Here is a 17,163-nt window from a genome sequence, read left to right as displayed (position 1 = left end):
CACGCTGCAGCCCGTACCATGCCGTGTTGTTTCCCCGCCGTGCGTGTAGCTGAACGATGAACGAGCCCTTGGCGCCCCACAGCCTGCCCCTGCTGATCGCTCTGCTGCCGCTGCCGGTGCTGGCCCAGAGCGCCGACTCTGCTCCACAGCAGCTGCCGACGGTGGAAGTTGAGGCTGCGCGCGTCCAGGGCATCGACCCGTTCGCGCTGCCGGCCAGCCAGGACACGGTGTGGGTGGGCGATGACCGCAGCGGACCCGGCGTGCAGGTCTCCGAGGCGCTGGCCGGGGTGCCGGGGGTGCTGGCCCGCGACCGCCAGAATTACGCGCAGGATACCCAGCTGTCGATCCGCGGCTTCGGCGCGCGCTCTACCTTCGGCGTGCGCGGTGTGCATGTGCTGATCGATGGCGTGCCGGCCACCATGCCCGATGGCCAGGGCCAGCTGTCGCACGCCAGCCTGCTCGGCGCCGAGCGCATCGAGGTGCTGCGCGGCCCGTTCTCGGCGCTGTACGGCAATTCCTCCGGCGGCGTGCTGCAGGTCTGGAGCGCGCAGGGCCAGGCCGGTGACCCGTGGCGCCTGCGGGTCAATGCCGGTGCCGGCAACACGCTCAGCGTCGGCGCGCAGCTGCGCGGTGCCGGACCGGTGGTCGACTACAACATCGCCGCCAACCATTTCCGTACCGATGGCTGGCGCGACCACAGCGCGGCGCGGCGTGAATCGCTCAACGCACGGCTGGGTGCCGAGCTGGGCGGCGGCCGCCTGGAACTGCTGCTCAACGCGCTGGATGCCCCGGACGCGCAGGACCCGCTGGGCCTGACCCGCGCCCAGGTGGCGGCCAACCCGCGCCAGGCCACGGCCGTGGCCGAGCAGTACAACACCCGCAAATCGGTGCGGCAGCAGCAGGCCGGCCTGCGTTGGACCCGCGAAAGCGGCGCCCAGCGCTGGCAGCTGATGGGCTATGCCGGGCAGCGCGCGGTGACCCAGTTCCTGCCCATTCCGCCTGCCGCGCAGGCCAACCCGTTGCATGCCGGCGGGGTGATCGACCTGGACGGCGGCTACGGCGGCGTGGATGCGCGCTGGGGCTGGAAGGGTGACCTGGCCGGGCGTCCGCTGGACGTGGTGGCGGGCATCAGTGCCGACCGCCAGCGCCAGCACCGCACCGGCTACGAGAACTTCGTCGGCAGCACCCTGGGCGTACGCGGCCGCCTGCGCCGCGACCAGATCGACACCGTGCAGAACGTCGACCAGTTCGCCCAGGCCTGGTGGCAGTGGAGCCCGCGCTGGTCGGTGCTGGCCGGCGTGCGCCACAGCGTCGTGCGTTTCGAGTCGGATGACCGTTACATCACCGGCAGCAACCCCGACGACAGTGGCCGCCGCCGCTATCAGGCGACCACGCCGGTGGCCGGGGTCAGCTTCGAGGCGACCCCGCAGTGGCGCCTGCACGCGGCGGTCGGACGCGGCTTCGAGACCCCCACCTTCAACGAGCTGGGCTACCGCAGCGACGGCCAGGCCGGCCTGGCGCTGGACCTGTCGGCGGCGCGCAGCCGCAACATCGAAGTCGGCAGCAAGTGGCATGCGCAGAGCGGCACCCAGCTCGATGTCAGCGTGTTCCGCGCCGTTACCGACGATGAGCTGGCCGTTGCCAGCAACACCAATGGCCGCAGCACCTACCGCAACATCGGCCGCACCCGCCGCCAGGGCGTGGAACTGCAGTACCAGCAGCCGCTGGCCGAGCAGTGGGAACTGCAGCTGGCCTGGACCTGGCTGCAGGCACAGGTGCGTTCGCCGTACCTGACCTGCGGTGGCAGTGGTTGCCGCGTGCCCGACACGGTGGTGGCGGCCGGCAGCCGCCTGCCCGGCGTGCCGCGGCAGCAGGCCTTCGCCCGCCTGCAGTGGTCGCCCGGCGACTGGCAGTGGGCGCTGGAGGCCAACGCCAGCAGCGACACGGTGGTGAACGACCTGGCCACCGAGCGCGCGCCCGGCTACACCGTGCTGAACCTGGAAGCCGGCCGCCGCTGGACCCTGCCCGGCGGTGATCTGCGCGCCTTCGCGCGCCTGGACAACCTGCTGGACCAGGCCTACATCGGCTCGGTGATCGTCAACGATGGCAACGGCCGCTTCTACGAACCGGGCCCCGACCGGCGCGCCAGCGTGGGCCTGCAGTGGTCGTGGCGCTGACCCGGCCGCGCTGTCTGCCTGGTTACACACGCTTACATTTGCACACGCGGGAATACACGACAGCGTCGCTATCATGACGCAAATGGGAATCGATCCCATTTGAATCTCCGATAAGGACTCCCCTGTGACTGCCGATGCCCTCACCCGCGCGCGCCTGCCGCGCGCTGCCTTGCCGTGCCCGCGCGCCATCGCGCTCGCCATCGCTCTGGCGCTGCCGCTGGCCGCCCATGCCGAAGCCCCCGCCGATGCCAACCCGACCACCCTGGATGGTCTGGAAGTCACCGCGCGCCGCCAGTCGCAGGCCGACAGCTACACCCTGCCGATCAGCAAGGCCGCCATCGGCCTGGATCTGAGCCTGCGGCAGACCCCGCAGTCGGTGACCACGGTCACCCGCCAGCAGATGGATGACCTGCAGATCGAATCCATCGATGACGTACTGACCAGCACCACCGGCATCACCACCTATTCGCTGGACAACGCCGGCCGCACCACCTTCCGTGCGCGCGGTTTCGACATCGGCAACTTCAAGGTCGATGGCATGCTGATCAACGGTGCCAGCAGCTTCAGCGGCGGCGGTGCCGGCCTGAACATGGACCTGTACGACCACGTGCAGGTGGTGCGCGGCGCCAACGGCCTGCTCGGTGGCACCGGTGACCCGTCGGCCACGGTGTACCTGGAGCGCAAGCGCCCGACCCGTGAGTTCGGTGGTGCCGCCTCGCTGACCCTGGGCAGCCATGACAAGCGCCGCCTGATGGGCGACGTCAACGTGCCGCTGACCGCCGATGGCCGCGTGCGCAGCCGCTTCGTGGTCAGTGCCGAGGATTCGGATACCTTCCGCCAGCGTGAGGACGTGCAGCGCCTGGGCGGCCTGGCCAGCTTCGAGGCTGACCTGGGTGATGCCACCGTGGTGAACCTGGGCGTGCAGTACGAACGCACCCGCAACGGTGGCGGCTCTTGGGGCAGCAACGTGCCGATCTGGTGGGCCGACGGCACCCGCACCAACCTGTCGCGCAGCACCAACCCGGCGGCCGACTGGAGCGTGGCCAAGCGTGACAACACCTCGGTGTTCGGCAGCGTGGAACAGGGCCTGGGCGCGGACTGGAAGCTGCGCGTGGCGTTCGCCCATGACAGCGGTGAGAGCTACACGAACTACGGCGTGGCCAAGGTCAACAATGCTGCCCGCGGCCAAGGCTACGCGGGCTTCTGGAACCCCGATGGCAGTGGTGCCTTCCTCAATGCCATCCACAGCGAATCGGAAACGCGCCGCGACAACCTGGACATCAGTGTCAGCGGCCCGCTGCAGCTGTTCGGTCGCGAGCACCAGCTGATGGCCGGCTTCAACGGCTACCGCAGCGAGATCACCGATTACAGCTTCAGCGCCGCGCTGGGCAACTGCACCATCGCCGGCGTCGCCCCGTGGAGCGGCTGCCAATACCGCGCGGTCGGCCTGCCGATCGACGACTGGCGCACCTGGGACGGCAGCTACGCGCCGTTCGAGACCTTCCGTACCCCGGCCCGCACCAAGACCATCACCCAGAACCTGGGTGGCTACCTGGCCGGCCGCTTCAGCCTGGCCGAGCCGCTGTCGCTGGTGCTGGGCACCCGCGTAAGCAACTACAAGACCTACACCCAGACCTACACCCAGGCCGACGTGCGTACCCGCGGTGCCGCCAGCGGCGACCAGCAGGTGGTGACCCCGTACGCGGGCCTGGTATGGGACTTCGCCGCGAACTACTCGGCCTATGTGAGCTACACCGATGTGTTCAGCCCGCAGGGCAACGTGCGTGATGCCAATGACAGCCTGCTCGACCCGGTGACCGGCAAGAGTTACGAAGCCGGCATCAAGGGCGAGTGGGCCGACGGTGCGTTGAATGCCGCGCTGGCCGTGTTCCGCAACGAGCAGAACAACGTGGCCGAGAGCACCGGTGAAGTGCATCCGGACACCGGCTTCACCATCTACCGCGCGGTGGACGGCGTGGTGTCCAAGGGGGCCGACCTGGAAGTGTCCGGCCGCCTGGCGCAGGGCTGGAACGTGTATGCCGGCTACACCTGGCTGCAGGTGGACGGCCTGTCCTACCAGCAGGATCCGCGTCACCTGCTGCGCCTGAACACCTCCTGGACCCTGCCCGGTGCGCTGTCGAAGCTGACCGTGGGCGGCGGCCTGTCGATGCAGAGCGGCACGGTGATGTCGACCAACCCGGGGCGCCCGCTGGGCGGCGGGCAGTACGATGCCAGCAACCTGCCGATGGGCGGCTACACCCTGGTCAACCTGATGGCGCGCTACGCCCTGACCGACACCGTGCAGCTGGCCGTCAACGTGAACAACCTGACCGACAAGCTGTACTACACCCAGTACGGCTTCTACGACGGGCTGATCTTCGGCGAACCGCGCACCACCACGTTCAGCATCCGCGCGCGTTTCTGAGCGTCGCCGTGGCACCGGCCTGCGCCCTGCAGGCCGGTGCTGCATCTGGGAAGATGCCCGCATGGCCGAGTCCTCCACACCGCCCGCCCGCATCCTGATCGTCGACGACGATCCGGATCTCGGTGCCCTGCTGGGCCAGTACCTGGGGCAGCACGGCCTGCACACCGTGGTCGCCGGCGATGGCGAGGGCATGCGCGCGGCGTTGGCTGCGGACACGTTCAACGCGGTGGTGCTGGACCTGATGCTGCCCGGCGAGGATGGCCTGGCCCTGTGCCAGCAGCTGCGCGCGCAGACCACGCTGCCGGTGATCATGCTGACCGCGCGTGGCCGCCCGGCCGACCGCATCCTCGGCCTGGAAGTGGGCGCCGATGACTACATGGCCAAGCCGTTCGACCCGCGCGAGCTGCTGCTGCGGCTGCGTGCGGTACTGCGGCGGCAGGCGCCCGCGCAGGCGGCCCCGGCCGCTACGGTGGATGTGGCGCGGCTGCGTTTTTCCGGCTGGACGCTGGACGCGCGCACCCACCTGCTGCAGGCCGATGATGGCCGCCGCCACCTGCTGGGCGAGACCGACTTCAGCGCGCTGCAGCTGTTCCTGCGCCATCCTGACGAAGTGCTCGAGCGCGATTTCCTGGTGGAACAGGTCTACGGCCGCGACCGCCTGCCCAGCGACCGCAGCATCGACATGTGCATCAGCCGCCTGCGGCAGATGCTGGAACATGACAGCCGCGCGCCGCTGCTGATCCGCACTGTGCGCAATCGTGGCTACTGCCTGGCCGGCCCGGTGCAGTCCGATGGCTGAGGCGCGCCTGGGCTGGCCGCGCACCCTGTACGGGCGGCTGGTGCTGGTGCTGGTGGCGGGCATGCTGCTGGCGCAGCTGCTGACCGGCACCGTCTGGCACGACGCCCGCTATGAGCGGGTGGCCGAGATACCCGCGCGGCTGACCGCCGCGCACGTGGCGCAGACCCTGCGCCTGCTGGAAGCCCCTGACTCGCCGCTGGCCGGTGCCGACCCCGCCGTGCTGTCCACGGCCGACCTGCAGGTGCGGGCGGTCGAGGATGCTGGCCACGTTTCCCTTCGCGCACGTGACCGCGCGGTCGAGCAGCTGCTGCGCGCGTCGCTGCAGGGCGAACTGGGCACGCCGCGCGAGCTGCACCTGCAGCGCCTGCGCCTGTACGACGCGCAGGGACGCGAGGATGACAAGGTGCTGTCGGCACGCCACGTCGCCGGCCAGTTCCAGCTGCGCGTGCGCACTGACCATGGCACGTGGCTGCAGTTCGACGTGCGCGAAGGCCAGGCCGGCCTGCAGCTGGAACCGAAACATGCGCTGGGTGACTACCTGCTGCGCATCTATGGCCTGCGCACTCTGCTGATCGTGCTGCTGGCCCTGCTGGTGGTGCGATGGCTGACCCGGCCATTGACCCGGCTGGGTGCAGCCGCGCAGGCCCTGGGCCGCAACCTGCATGCGCCACCGCTGCCGGTGGAGGGCCCGCGCGAGGTGCGCCAGGCCGCGCAGGCCTTCAACCAGATGCAGCAGCAGCTGCAGCAGGCCGCGCAGGGCCGCGAGGAACTGCTGGCGGCGGTCTCGCACGACCTGCGTTCGCCGTTGACCCGCCTGCGCCTGCGCACCGAACTGCTGGCCGACGAGGCCGCGCGCACCCGCTGGCGCGCCGATCTGGACGACATGCAGGAGCTGGTCGATTCGATTCTCGACTACAGCAGCGCCACCCAGCTGCGCGGCGACCGCGAGCCGATCGATATCGACGCGCTGCTGCGCACGGTGGTCGAGGATGCGCGTGAAGCCGGCCACGCGGTGCAGCTGCAGGGCCGGGTGGGCGTGGCCTGTCCCGGATTCCCGCGCAGCCTGAAGCGCGCGCTGGCCAACCTGCTGGACAATGCCGGGCGCTACGGTGGCGGTGCGCAGGTGGACGCCTGGAGCGATGCCGAGGCCATCCACATCCGCATCGCCGACCAGGGCCCGGGCATACCTGCGGCACAACGGCAGCGGATGCTGCAGCCGTTCCAGCGCTTGGAGGCATCACGCAGTGCCCGCCATGGAGGCACCGGACTCGGCCTGAGCATCGCGGTGGCGGTGGTACAGGCGCATGGCGGCCAGCTGACGCTGGAGGATGGCGACGGGGGGCGTGGGCTGTGCGTGCGGATCACCCTGCCGCAGTCGTAGAGTCGAGCTTGCTCGACTGCTCGTGCGGGTGACCGGCAGTCGAGCAAGCTCGACTCTACCAACGGCAGTCGAGCAAGCTCGACGCTACCCGGTCAATCCGGCGCCTTGGCCGGCACGAACGGTGAGGTCGGGTCGCTGGCCGGGAAGGTCTCTTCCAGCGCCTGGTCCTGGTTGTCGCTGGCGTGCTGCTTGCGCTCGCGGCGCTTGAGCGGGCTTTCCTGCCCGCCACGGTGGCGGTCGCCGCAGTCCTTGCGGTCCTGAGCGGCCTGCTCAGGGTGACGGACCACCGGCAGCGCGTCTTCGTGCGGTACGTCCATGCCGGCGCCACGGTCCTCGGCATCGGCCAGGTCGTGCTTGGCGCGGGATTCGCCCGGCACGGGGGCATGGGTCTGGCGCAGCGGGTCACGGTGAGACATGGCGATTACCTGGCGTTGGCGGGGGGCTCCACTACAGCGCGGCACAGGTAAAGCCGCCGCGAACCCGGCGTCATGAACACATCTGTCACGGCTGGATAACGGCACCGTCGGTATTCCTGCCCACCCGCCCTGCTGCAGGAGCCGGCCATGGCCCGTCTTGAACGCCCCGCCCCGTCCGTGTTCAACGCCCTGCTCGACCCGCTGGGCCCGCGCACGCCCCCGCGCCGTACCCGGCGCCACGAAGATCCGCAGGCCGTGGCGCAGGATTACCTGCAGTACATGCTCAATGACTACGAGCGGCGACGCATCAGCGGCCACCGCAACTGGCGCGACCTGTGCCCGGTGTATGCCTTCGCCCTGACCACGCACGCGGCCGATTGGCCACGCGGCGGTGATGCCGATACCTGCGAGGAACTGGCTGCACACTGGGAACAGATGCGCGGACAGTCGCGGCTGGGCTGGGCGCAGGCGCGGCCGGTGGTGGAAGACGCCTGGCGCGCGCTGGACCACATTCCCACCGCCGCGGTGCGGCCATTGCTGCAGTAGACCCATCGCCGCGCGCCACCCGTCCTGCACGGGGCCGACACGGCCGTTTCACGGTGGGCGACCCAAGCTGGCCGCCCCGCCGCAATGCAGGTGCGCGCCATGGCCCGCCCGATCTGGACCGGTACCCTTTCCTTCGGCCTGCTGAACGTGCCGGTGTCGCTGATGTCCGGCGAACGCAAGGTCGACCTGCAGTTCCGCATGCTCGATTCGCGCGACCGCAAGCCGATCCGCTTCGAGCGGGTCAACGCCGATACCGGCGAGGAAGTGCCGTGGAAGGACATCGTCAAAGCGTACGAGTACGACAAGGGCAGCTACGTCGTGCTGGAAGAAGGCGACATCCGTTCGGCCGCGCCGGAGAGCCATGAAACGGTGGAGGTGGAGGCCTTCGTCGACGCCAGCCAGATCGATCCGCGCTACTACGAGAAGCCCTACCTGCTGCTGCCCGGAAAGAAGGCCGAGAAGGGCTACGTGCTGCTGCGCGAAACCCTGCGCGATACCGGCAAGGCCGGCATCGCGCGGGTGGTGGTGCGTACCCGCGAGTATCTGTGCGCGGTGATGCCGCAGGGCCATGCGCTGGTGCTGATGATCCTGCGCTATCCGCAGGAGCTGGTTGATCCGGAGGATTACAAGCTGCCCACCGGCAGCCTGTCCGACTACCGCATCACTGCCAAGGAAACGGCAATGGCCGGGCAGCTGATCGAATCGATGGCCGCCGACTGGGACCCGTCGCAGTACCACGATGAATTCCGCGAGCGCCTGCAGCAGGTGTTGAACAAGCGCATCAAGACCAAGGGCGGCACCACCCAGGTGGAAGAGGAGCCGGTGGCGCACGAGGATGCCAGCACCAACGTGGTGGACTTCATGGCGCTGCTGCAGAAGAGCCTGGATGCCAACAAGCGCACGCCGGCGAAGAAGACCGCGACGCGCAAGGCGCCGGCGAAAAAGGCTGCGAAGAAAGCCACGAAGAAGACCGCCGGCAAGGCCGCCAAGGCGACAAAGAAAGCCGCAGCGCGGCGCAAGGCAGGCTGAGCCATGTCGCTGCACCAGTACCGCCGCAAACGCCGCCTTGGCGGTGGCAGCGGGCAGACGCCCGAGCCGGATGATGGCCCGGCCGCGGGCAATCCGAAGCGGCGCCCGCAGTTCGTCATCCAGCTGCACCACGCCAGCTCGCGGCACTACGATTTCCGCCTGGAAATGGACGGCATGCTGAAGAGCTGGGCGGTGCCGAAGGGCCCGTCGTTGCGGGTGGGCGAGAAGCGCCTGGCGGTGGAAGTGGAGGACCATCCGCTGTCCTATGCCGGCTTCGAAGGGGATATTCCCGAAGGCCATTACGGTGCCGGCCACGTGCAGGTGTTCGACCATGGCAGCTGGGCCTGCGAAGGCGACCCGTTGCAGGCGTTGGCGGATGGCAAGATCGATTTCGTGCTGCACGGGCAGCGCTTGAGTGGCGGCTGGAAGCTGGTGCGCACGGCGATGAAGGGGCGCCAGGTGCAGTGGCTGCTGATCAAGCGTGACGATGCCGACGCGCGCGATGCCGAGGCCGATGATCTTCTGGAGAGCGCCATGCCTGCACCCAGGGCCGCAGCAAAGAAGGCGAAGAAGGCAACGCACGCGGCACCCCGCAAGGCAGACGCACGCTGGCATGCGCGCGCGCTGAAGCTGGCCGGTGCACGTGACCATGCCTATCCGCGCGGCTTCAAGCCGCAGCTGACCGATCATCGCGACACCGCACCCGACGGCGCAGGCTGGTTGCATGAGATCAAGTGGGATGGCTACCGCCTGCTGGCCGACCTGCACGACGGTGAGCTGAAACTGCGCTCACGCAATGGCCTGGACTGGACCGGCGACTTCCCCGAAGTCGCCCAGGCCGTGCGCGCGCTGCCGGTACGTGATGCGCGCCTGGACGGCGAGCTGGTCGTGCTCGACACGCAGGGACGCAGCGACTTCGCGGCCCTGCAGCGTGTCATCGACGGCAGCTCGAAACAGCCGCTGCGCTACATCGTGTTCGATCTGCCCGGTGTAGCCGGCGTGGACATCAGCCGCGCGCCGCTGCTGGAACGCAAGGCGCTGCTCAAGGACCTGATCGGACCGGAGCCGGGCACGCTGGCCTACAGCGAACACGTGCTCGACCATGGCCCTGCGGTGTTCGCCGCCAGCGGCGAGGCCGGCTTCGAAGGCATCGTCAGCAAGCAGGTCGATGCGCCCTATGTGAACGCCCGCGCGCGCAGCTGGGTGAAGGTGAAGCACGAGGAAACCGACGAGTTCGTCATCGTCGGCCACACCGCACCCAAGGGCAGCCGGGTCGGCTTCGGTTCGCTGCTGCTGGCCACGCCCGATGCCGGCGGCCTGCGCTATGTCGGTCGGGTCGGCACCGGCTTCGACGATGCGGCGTTGAAGGCGCTGAGCAGCGCGCTGGCACCGCTGGTGGTGAAGAAAGCGGTGCTGGAGCTGCCGGCGCATGTTCCCTTCCGCGCGGCCAGCGTGCGCTGGGTGAAACCGGTGATGGTGGCCGAAGTGGCTTTCCGTGGTTGGGGCAAGGAAGGGCTGCTGCGCCAGGCCAGCTTCAAGCGCCTGCGCAGCGATAAACAGACGCAGGACCTGGGCGCGGCGCAGGCCACGGGCGGAGACGATGCTGCGGTGGCCATCAGCCATCCGCAACGGGTGGTGTATCCGCAGCGCAAGCTCAGCAAGGGCGACGTGGCCGACTACTACCGGCAGATGGCGCGCTGGATCCTGCCGGAGATCGCCGGCCGCCCGCTGTCACTGCTGCGCTGCCCGGATGGCGTCGGCAAGGCCTGTTTCTTCCAGAAGCATCATGGCCCCGGTCTGGGCGACGCCGTGCATGCGGTGCCGCTGAAACAGAAGAGCGGCCGCGAGGACTACGTCTACATCGATGATGCGCGCGGCCTGCTGCAGCTGGTGCAGATGAACACCCTGGAGCTTCACCCGTGGGGCGCGACGGTCGAGGATCCCGAACATCCGGACCGGGTGGTGTTCGACCTGGACCCCGGCGACGGCGTGCGCTGGGCCACGGTGAAAGCGGGTGCGCGCGACGTGCGCGACCGCCTGCTGCAGGTCGGCCTGCAGAGCTTCGTGCGGCTGTCCGGCGGCAAGGGCGTGCACGTGGTGGTACCGCTGCAGCCGAAGGCCGGCTGGGAACAGGTCAAGGCGTTCTGCGAAGCCTTCGCCCAGGCGATGGCGCTGGAGCAGCCCGACCGCTACGTGGCGACGATGAGCAAGGCCAGGCGCGAGGGTGTGATCTTCATCGACTGGCTGCGCAATACGCGCGGCGCCACCAGCGTGTGTTCGTGGTCGTTGCGTGCGCGGGAGAGCGCGGGCGTGGCGGTGCCGCTGCGCTGGGATGAGCTGGCGAGAGTGAGTGCCGCCGATGCGTTCCCGATGGACAAGGCGCTGGCACGCGCCAAGCGCCTGAAGGAAGACCCGTGGCGCGGGATGGAACGGTTGAAGCAGGTGTTGCCGACCGGAAATAGGTAGCGCCGGGCACGGCCCGGCGCTACCAGATCAATGCGGCGTCGATCAGAAGTCCGCGCGGATGCCGAAGGTGACGCGGCGGCCGGAGAACTCGTACTGGGTCGGGAACGCCTTGTCGATCGTGTAACCGCTGGTCTTCTCGTCCAGCAGGTTGATCGCTTCCAGGTTCAGCTTCCAGGTGTCATTGAGGCGGAAGCCGATCGAGGCATCCAGCTGGCCATAGGCATCGCGGTAGACCGGATACATGTTCAGGTGGATGTACTCGACGTACTTGTCCTTGTAGTTGTACGAGGCGCGCGCGCTGAAGCGGTCGTTCTCGTAGTACAGGGTGAAGTTGTACGCCTTCTCGGCCAGGCCTTCCGGCGGCGTCGGGATGTCCAGGTCGGACGCACCGGTCAGCGAGTTGTCCAGCTGGGTGTAATTGGCATTGATGCCCCAGCCTTCCAGTGTCGGGTGCAGCATCGACAGCGGCAGCTGCGCGACCAGCTCGACGCCGGTGACCTTGTAGGAACCGTCGGCGTTGACCGGCTGGTACACCTCGAAGTCGTAGTAGCCGTCCAGCGATCCGTTGGCGTTGAGCTTCTCGACGTTCGGCACGATACCGGTCAGCGACTGCCGCACCACGCCGTCGATCTTCTTGGAGAAGTAGGACGCGGCCAGCAGGCCACCGTTCTGCAGGTACTTCTCCAGGCCCACTTCCCACTGCCTGGCGGTGGTCGGCTTCAGCGCCGGGTTGCCGTCCATGAAGCGGAAGCTGCTCCAGCTGACGGTGCGGCGGTAGGCGATGTCGGTCAGCGACGGACGCATCAGCGTTTCCGAGGCGGCACCGCGCAGCACCAGACCGTCGGCGATTTCGGCGGTCATGTTGAAACTGGGCAGGATCTTGCTGTAATCGCCGCTGCTGGAGATCGGGGTCGGCGTGTAGCCGCTGCTGCCATCGGCGTTCTGTACCGGGTGGAAGCCGGCCGAATCGACGTCGGTGTCGATCGAGCGCACACCCAGGTTGGCGTACACCGGTACGCTGCCGATGTCGAAGTAGAAATCGGCCATGGCATACAGCGCCAGGGTCTTTTCCTTCACCTCGTAGTACTGGCCCGGATCGATCGGGGTTTCATAGCCCGGGTAGCGGAACGTGGCGCGCGCATAGGCGTTGGACACCTGCTGCCACTCCAGGTCGCTGGGGCGGTAGGCGCCGCCCGGTGCCAGCTGGCTGATCCACACCGGGTTGCTGTCGGCCAGCGTGCGCGTGTTGACCCACGCGGCGCTGCCGGCGGTCGGGCCCTGGATCTTGCCGCTGCCGAACGCGCGTTCCTTGGTCTTGTCGGTGTAACGCGCACCGAACTGCAGCGCGCTCAGCGCCGGGAAGAACGCCAGGTTCATCTGCCGGCGCAGATCGAGCTGCGCGGCGTACTTGTCATCCTTCACCTGTTCCACTTCGGTTTCGTACGCTTCGAACAGATACTTGTCCGCGGCGTTGTACATGTCGAAACCGCCGGTGGTGCTCGGCACGGTCTCGCCGCCGTTGCGGGTCCAGCGCGTGCGTGACGGCGCGTAGGCCACGTGCTTGAGGTTGGCGTAGTCCGAATCCTTGCGCGCACCGGAGTAGCCAACCAGCGCATCGACGTCCCAACCGCCCACCTTCCAGTCCATCTTGCTGCTGAACTGGCGATAGTCGGTGTTGGCGTTGCGTTCCTTGCTGAGGATCTCGTGCTGGGTGGCGGTGTAGGCCACGTCCTTCAGCACGGTGATGCCGTAGGCGCCCAGGGTGGTGTTGTCGTAGTCGTAGATGCGGTCCAGCGTGCTGCGGCTGGACGCCGAGTAGGCAGCGGCATCGTACTCATCTTCATGCGTGTCATAGCCGCCGAACATCGCATCGAAGCTGAGCGAGAACGTGTCGCTGGGCTTGAACTGCAGCGACGCGGTGGCGCCCCACTGGTCCTGCTCGTTGAGGTAGACGCGGTCGCCGACCTTGTCCTGGAAGATGATGCGGCTGGTCTCGTCCTTGTCCATGCGGTCCTGCACGATGATGCCGGCATCACGCGCCAGCACCGCCGCTGCCTGCGAGCCACGCGTGCCGGACGCTTCCAGGAAGCGGCCCATGGGACGGAAGTTGATGCCCGAGTTGGAATCGGTGCGGTTGCTGCGCTTGGCCTTGGAGAACGAGACCAGACCGCCCCAGTCGCCCCAGATATCGCTGGCGAGGAAGGAGATCTTCGGATCGATCCTGCCGTTGATCGAATTATGCGAGGCTTCGGCCGAGGCACTGAACTTCGGTTCGGGGAAGTCGAACGGCTTGGCCGTTTCGATGTAGACCGAACCGGCGATACCACCTTCCTCGTCCGCGGCGGTCGGCGACTTCTGTACGGTGACCGTCTGCACCACGTCGGCGGCGAAGATGTCGAACTGCACGTCGCGCCCGCCACTGCCCGAAGCGGTGGCCAGGTTGTTGATCGAGACCAGGGTGAACTCGCTGGGCAGGCCGCGCACGCTGACCTTGCTGCCCAGGCCCTTGTTGCGCTCGATGGTCACGCCCGGCATGCGCTGCAGCGCTTCGGCGAGGTTCTGTTCGGGGAAATCGGCGACGTCGGTGGCGACGATGGAATCGGAGAAACCGATGTTGGCGCGCTTGAGGTCGACCGCGCGTTCCAGGCTCCTGGCATAGCTGCCGGAGACGGTGACGGTGTCCAGCTGCTGCAGCTGTTCGCGGGTATCGCCATCGGCGGCTTCTTCAGCCATTGCATCGATGGGCAGTACGGCGAGGCCGCCGATCAGCACCGCATGCACGGCGCGGGACAAAAGCTTCGCATGGGGGGCCGCAGCGGCGGCCTCCCGGTTCTGGTAACGCATCGGATGATTTCCCGGTTCCCTGTGGTGACTTACGCCGCGCCTGCCCGTGTTCCGTGGGTGCAGGCCCCTGCGCCGCGTTGCCGACGTTCGGCGGGCACCGAGCCTAGGGGGGAATTGTTAAGCCTGTGTTGCGCTGCGGGAGTTTGTCGCTTTCAACTCTTCATTTGCGCGCGCTTCTGCCGTTCTCTGAAGGCTCAGCTACCTACAAGTGAGTTCAAGCGTGATTGATCCTGCGAATGAAAATCAGGGCACGGCCAAGGCCGCTCGCAAGCGGACGGACTGGCCTGCTCTGGTCGTCGTACTGACCTTTGTCGTCACGGTCGGCGGTGTGATCATGTACTGGATCGGCTCCACGACGCGCAGCGCGTACCTTGCGGAACTTGGGATACCTGCTGGAGGTTTTGCGCTTGCCCGTGAGGGCTTGCTCGAACTGGGTGCGGCAGCGCTCGTAGACATGGTGCCGCACTACCCGGCGCTACTGGGAGACCGGTGGCTGCTGGCTACAATTCTGTCCATCGCTGCCGGCTCCATCGTCACCTGCAATCTTTGGCCGGCCATGAAACGGAGAAAGAAGGCGCAGGTCTCACCGAAGGTGAGAGCGGTTGTGCTGGGCGGAGTGACAGCATCCATACTTCCCATGGTCAGCATTATGGTGTCGAGCATAACCTTGCTCGTGATTGCCCTTCCCGCCGAGGTGGGCAATCGCGCAGGCGTTCTGCGCGCGCAGGAACTGAGATATCAGGTATGTACACCGGCAGCGTCTGAGCCCTGTATTGAGCTTTGGAGCGGTGAGCGGTGGTTGGGATGTGGGGTGGTCGTGGCGGAGTCGGCGACGCGGATTGCCTTCCTTGATCACAGCACCCGCCAGACGAGTGTCATGGATATCCAAGGATTGCGAAGCATCGGTGTAGTTGTGCCCAGAAACGCCAAGCCTGCGCAGGAATTGTGCACAGGGCGCGCGTCCGTTGATCCAGAGCGATCTGCCCAACAGAGCTAGCTGCGGGACGGACGACGCCCGAACCACCAGCCGCCGAGCAGCTGCACCGGCAGCGATACCATCAGGGCGATGGCGAACCAGCGCGGAAAATCGCCGCCCATCACCCACAGGCCATAGCCGCTGCCAACCACCAGCAGCGTCCAGATCGAGGTGCCGTGCGCACGCGGCCAGCACGGTGCGTAGTAGGTGGCGAAGGCGATGCCGGCGATGCCGCCGAGCACGGTGAAGGCCAGGTCCCAGCCCAGTTGCGCTTCGCTGCCGGGATGCAGGCCGAACAGCGACGGCAGCCAGCCGCCGGCACTGCTGACCAGGGCCAGCGCGAGCAGTGCGCCGACCAGGGCGACGATCGACAGGAAAACGGTCTTGAGCATCTCGGGCATGCGCGCATTGTACGGCGCTCCGGGCTGCGTAGAGTCGAGCTTGCTCGACTGCTGTGCGAAGCCAGTCGAGCAAGCTCGACTCTACGTGCCAGGGCAGTCGAGCAAGCTCGACTCTACCGGCTCAGGCCTTGCCGGCGGCCTGCAGCGCGGCGAACTCCTCGTCGCTGAACAGCCGCGAGCGCACCAGGAAGCGCACGCCTTCGCCGTTCTCCAGCGAGAACATGCCGCCGCGCCCGGGCACCACGTCGATGATCAGCTGGGTGTGCTTCCAGTACTCGAACTGCGAGGGACTGATGTGGAACGGCGCGCCGCCGATCTCGCCCAGGCAGACGTCGCGGTCGCCAACGATGAAATCGCCCTGTGCGAAGCACATCGGCGAGGAGCCATCGCAGCAGCCGCCGGACTGGTGGAACAGCAGCGGGCCGTGGCGCGCACGCAGCTTATCGATCAGCTGCAGCGCGGCGAGCGTGGCGATGACCTGGTGCGGAAGTGCGTTCATGGTGGCCTCGTTGCGGGTCAGAGCCCTCTGCCACTGGCAGAGGGATCTGGCCCCTTGCAGGGCCGCCGCGCCCGTGGGAGAGGGGGACGGGCGCGGCAGCCATGCGCGGGAGGATCAGGCGGCGAAGTCCAGCACCACGCGCCCTTCGATGGTGCCGGCATGCATGCGCGCGAACACCTCGTTGATGTTTTCCAGGCGGTCGGTGCTGACCGTTGCCGCGACCTTGCCTTCGGCAGCGAACTGCAGCGATTCCTGCAGGTCCAGTCGCGTGCCGACGATCGAGCCGCGTACGGTGACGCCGTTGAGCACCATGCCGAAGATGTCCAGCGGGAAGTTGCCCGGCGGCAGGCCGTTCAACGACACCGTCCCACCACGGCGGACCATGCCCAGCGCCTGTTCGAAGGCCTTGGGCGAAACCGCAGTGACCAGCGCACCATGCGCGCCGCCGATCTCCTTCTTCAGGAACGCGGCCGGGTCGGTGGTGCGTGCGTTGACAGTGACCTGCGCGCCCAGCCGCCGGGCCAGGGCCAGCTTGCCGTCGTCCACATCGATGGCGGCCACGTTCAGGCCCATCGCACGTGCGTACTGCACGGCCATGTGGCCCAGCCCGCCAATGCCGGAGATTGCGACCCAGTCACCGGGCTTGGTATCGGTGACCTTCAGGCCCTTGTAGACGGTCACGCCGGCGCACAGCACCGGCGCGATCTCCACGAAGCCCACTTCCTTGGGAAGCAGGCCGACATAGTTGGCATCGGCCAGTGCGTACTCGGCGAAGCCACCGTTGACCGAATAACCGGTGTTGCGCTGCGTTTCGCACAGCGTTTCCCAGCCACCCAGGCAGTGTTCGCAATGGCCACACGCCGAGTACAGCCAGGGGATGCCGACCCTGTCGCCTTCCTTGACATGCCCTACCCCGCCACCCACGGCCACGACGTGCCCCACGCCCTCGTGGCCGGGGATGAATGGCGGGTTCGGTTTCACCGGCCAGTCGCCCTCGGCGGCGTGCAGGTCGGTGTGGCAGACGCCGCAGGCCTCGATTCTGACCAGTACCTCGCCCGCCCCCGGGCGCGGTACCACGACTTCCTCGATCACCAGCGGCTTGCCGAACTCACGGACAACGGCGGCCTTCATGGTTCTATTCATTCGGGTTTCTCCGTAGTGCGCTTGCAGACAGGATGGCGCCGGCCCCATGCCCGCGCCTTGA

13 protein-coding genes are annotated in these 17,163 nt (G+C 67.7%); 8 read left to right on the top strand and 5 right to left on the bottom strand.

From position 1 onward, the window contains the following. The first annotated feature begins 56 nt into the window (after window positions 1-56). The 4 genes from VER16_RS05740 to VER16_RS05725 all read left to right on the top strand — a co-directional run bounded on the left by VER16_RS05740 (window position 57) and on the right by VER16_RS05725 (window position 6,782). On the top strand, window positions 57-2,177 hold the full coding sequence (locus VER16_RS05740) for a TonB-dependent receptor family protein (RefSeq protein WP_324806158.1): 2,121 nt from the start codon (window positions 57-59) through the stop codon (window positions 2,175-2,177). Between the two features lie 124 nt (window positions 2,178-2,301). Next, window positions 2,302-4,602 carry a TonB-dependent siderophore receptor gene (locus VER16_RS05735; protein ID WP_324806156.1) on the top strand — a complete coding sequence of 767 codons (2,301 nt, stop codon included), beginning with the start codon at window positions 2,302-2,304 and terminating at the stop codon, window positions 4,600-4,602. Window positions 4,603-4,663: 61 nt separating this feature from the next. Then, the gene (locus VER16_RS05730; protein WP_324806154.1) at window positions 4,664-5,401 is read left to right on the top strand and encodes a response regulator transcription factor; all 738 of its coding nucleotides are present in this window, start codon (window positions 4,664-4,666) and stop codon (window positions 5,399-5,401) included. Beyond that, window positions 5,394-6,782: an ATP-binding protein gene (locus VER16_RS05725; protein ID WP_324806152.1), complete on the top strand. Its 1,389-nt coding sequence runs from the start codon at window positions 5,394-5,396 to the stop codon at window positions 6,780-6,782. Before VER16_RS05730 ends, VER16_RS05725 begins: the two co-directional genes overlap by 8 nt. Before the next feature lie 92 nt (window positions 6,783-6,874). Here VER16_RS05725 and VER16_RS05720 read toward each other — a convergent pair whose 3' ends face one another. Beyond that, window positions 6,875-7,198, bottom strand: coding sequence for a hypothetical protein (locus VER16_RS05720; RefSeq protein ID WP_324806151.1), 324 nt, complete (start codon window positions 7,196-7,198; stop codon window positions 6,875-6,877). A gap of 147 nt (window positions 7,199-7,345) precedes the next feature. Here VER16_RS05720 and VER16_RS05715 point away from each other — a divergent pair, with 147 nt between their 5' ends. The 3 genes from VER16_RS05715 (at window position 7,346) to ligD (ending at window position 11,239) form a co-directional block, all read left to right on the top strand. Next, window positions 7,346-7,744: a hypothetical protein gene (locus VER16_RS05715; RefSeq protein WP_324806149.1), complete on the top strand. Its 399-nt coding sequence runs from the start codon at window positions 7,346-7,348 to the stop codon at window positions 7,742-7,744. Between the two features lie 99 nt (window positions 7,745-7,843). Further along, window positions 7,844-8,773 (top strand): Ku protein, encoded by a 930-nt coding sequence (locus VER16_RS05710; RefSeq protein WP_324806147.1) that lies wholly within the window; start codon window positions 7,844-7,846, stop codon window positions 8,771-8,773. 3 nt (window positions 8,774-8,776) lie between these two features. Next, a complete protein-coding gene (ligD, locus tag VER16_RS05705; protein ID WP_324806145.1) occupies window positions 8,777-11,239 on the top strand; it encodes a DNA ligase D in 2,463 nt (820 codons plus the stop codon). A gap of 42 nt (window positions 11,240-11,281) precedes the next feature. On the opposite strand, the gene VER16_RS05700 is transcribed toward ligD, so the two are convergent. Then, window positions 11,282-14,083, bottom strand: coding sequence for a TonB-dependent receptor (locus tag VER16_RS05700; protein ID WP_324806144.1), 2,802 nt, complete (start codon window positions 14,081-14,083; stop codon window positions 11,282-11,284). A 220-nt stretch (window positions 14,084-14,303) separates the two neighbouring features. On the opposite strand from VER16_RS05700, the gene VER16_RS05695 reads away from it, so the two are divergent. Further along, window positions 14,304-15,080 carry a hypothetical protein gene (locus VER16_RS05695; RefSeq protein WP_324806142.1) on the top strand — a complete coding sequence of 259 codons (777 nt, stop codon included), beginning with the start codon at window positions 14,304-14,306 and terminating at the stop codon, window positions 15,078-15,080. On the opposite strand, the gene VER16_RS05690 is transcribed toward VER16_RS05695, so the two are convergent. The 3 genes from VER16_RS05690 to adhP all read right to left on the bottom strand — a co-directional run bounded on the left by VER16_RS05690 (window position 15,077) and on the right by adhP (window position 17,102). Continuing rightward, window positions 15,077-15,460, bottom strand: a complete 384-nt coding sequence (locus VER16_RS05690; protein WP_324806140.1) for a hypothetical protein — start codon at window positions 15,458-15,460, stop codon at window positions 15,077-15,079. The genes VER16_RS05695 and VER16_RS05690 overlap by 4 nt on opposite strands. Window positions 15,461-15,581: 121 nt before the next feature. Then, entirely contained in the window at window positions 15,582-15,959 is a 378-nt protein-coding gene (locus VER16_RS05685) for a DUF779 domain-containing protein (protein ID WP_324806138.1), read from the bottom strand. A gap of 114 nt (window positions 15,960-16,073) precedes the next feature. Beyond that, window positions 16,074-17,102: an alcohol dehydrogenase AdhP gene (gene adhP / locus VER16_RS05680; protein ID WP_116863663.1), complete on the bottom strand. Its 1,029-nt coding sequence runs from the start codon at window positions 17,100-17,102 to the stop codon at window positions 16,074-16,076. Window positions 17,103-17,163 lie beyond the last annotated feature (61 nt).

It is taken from the genome of Stenotrophomonas sp. (genome assembly GCF_035634915.1).
Lineage (GTDB): Bacteria > Pseudomonadota > Gammaproteobacteria > Xanthomonadales > Xanthomonadaceae > Stenotrophomonas.
This window is presented reverse-complemented; position numbering and strand designations above follow the sequence as displayed.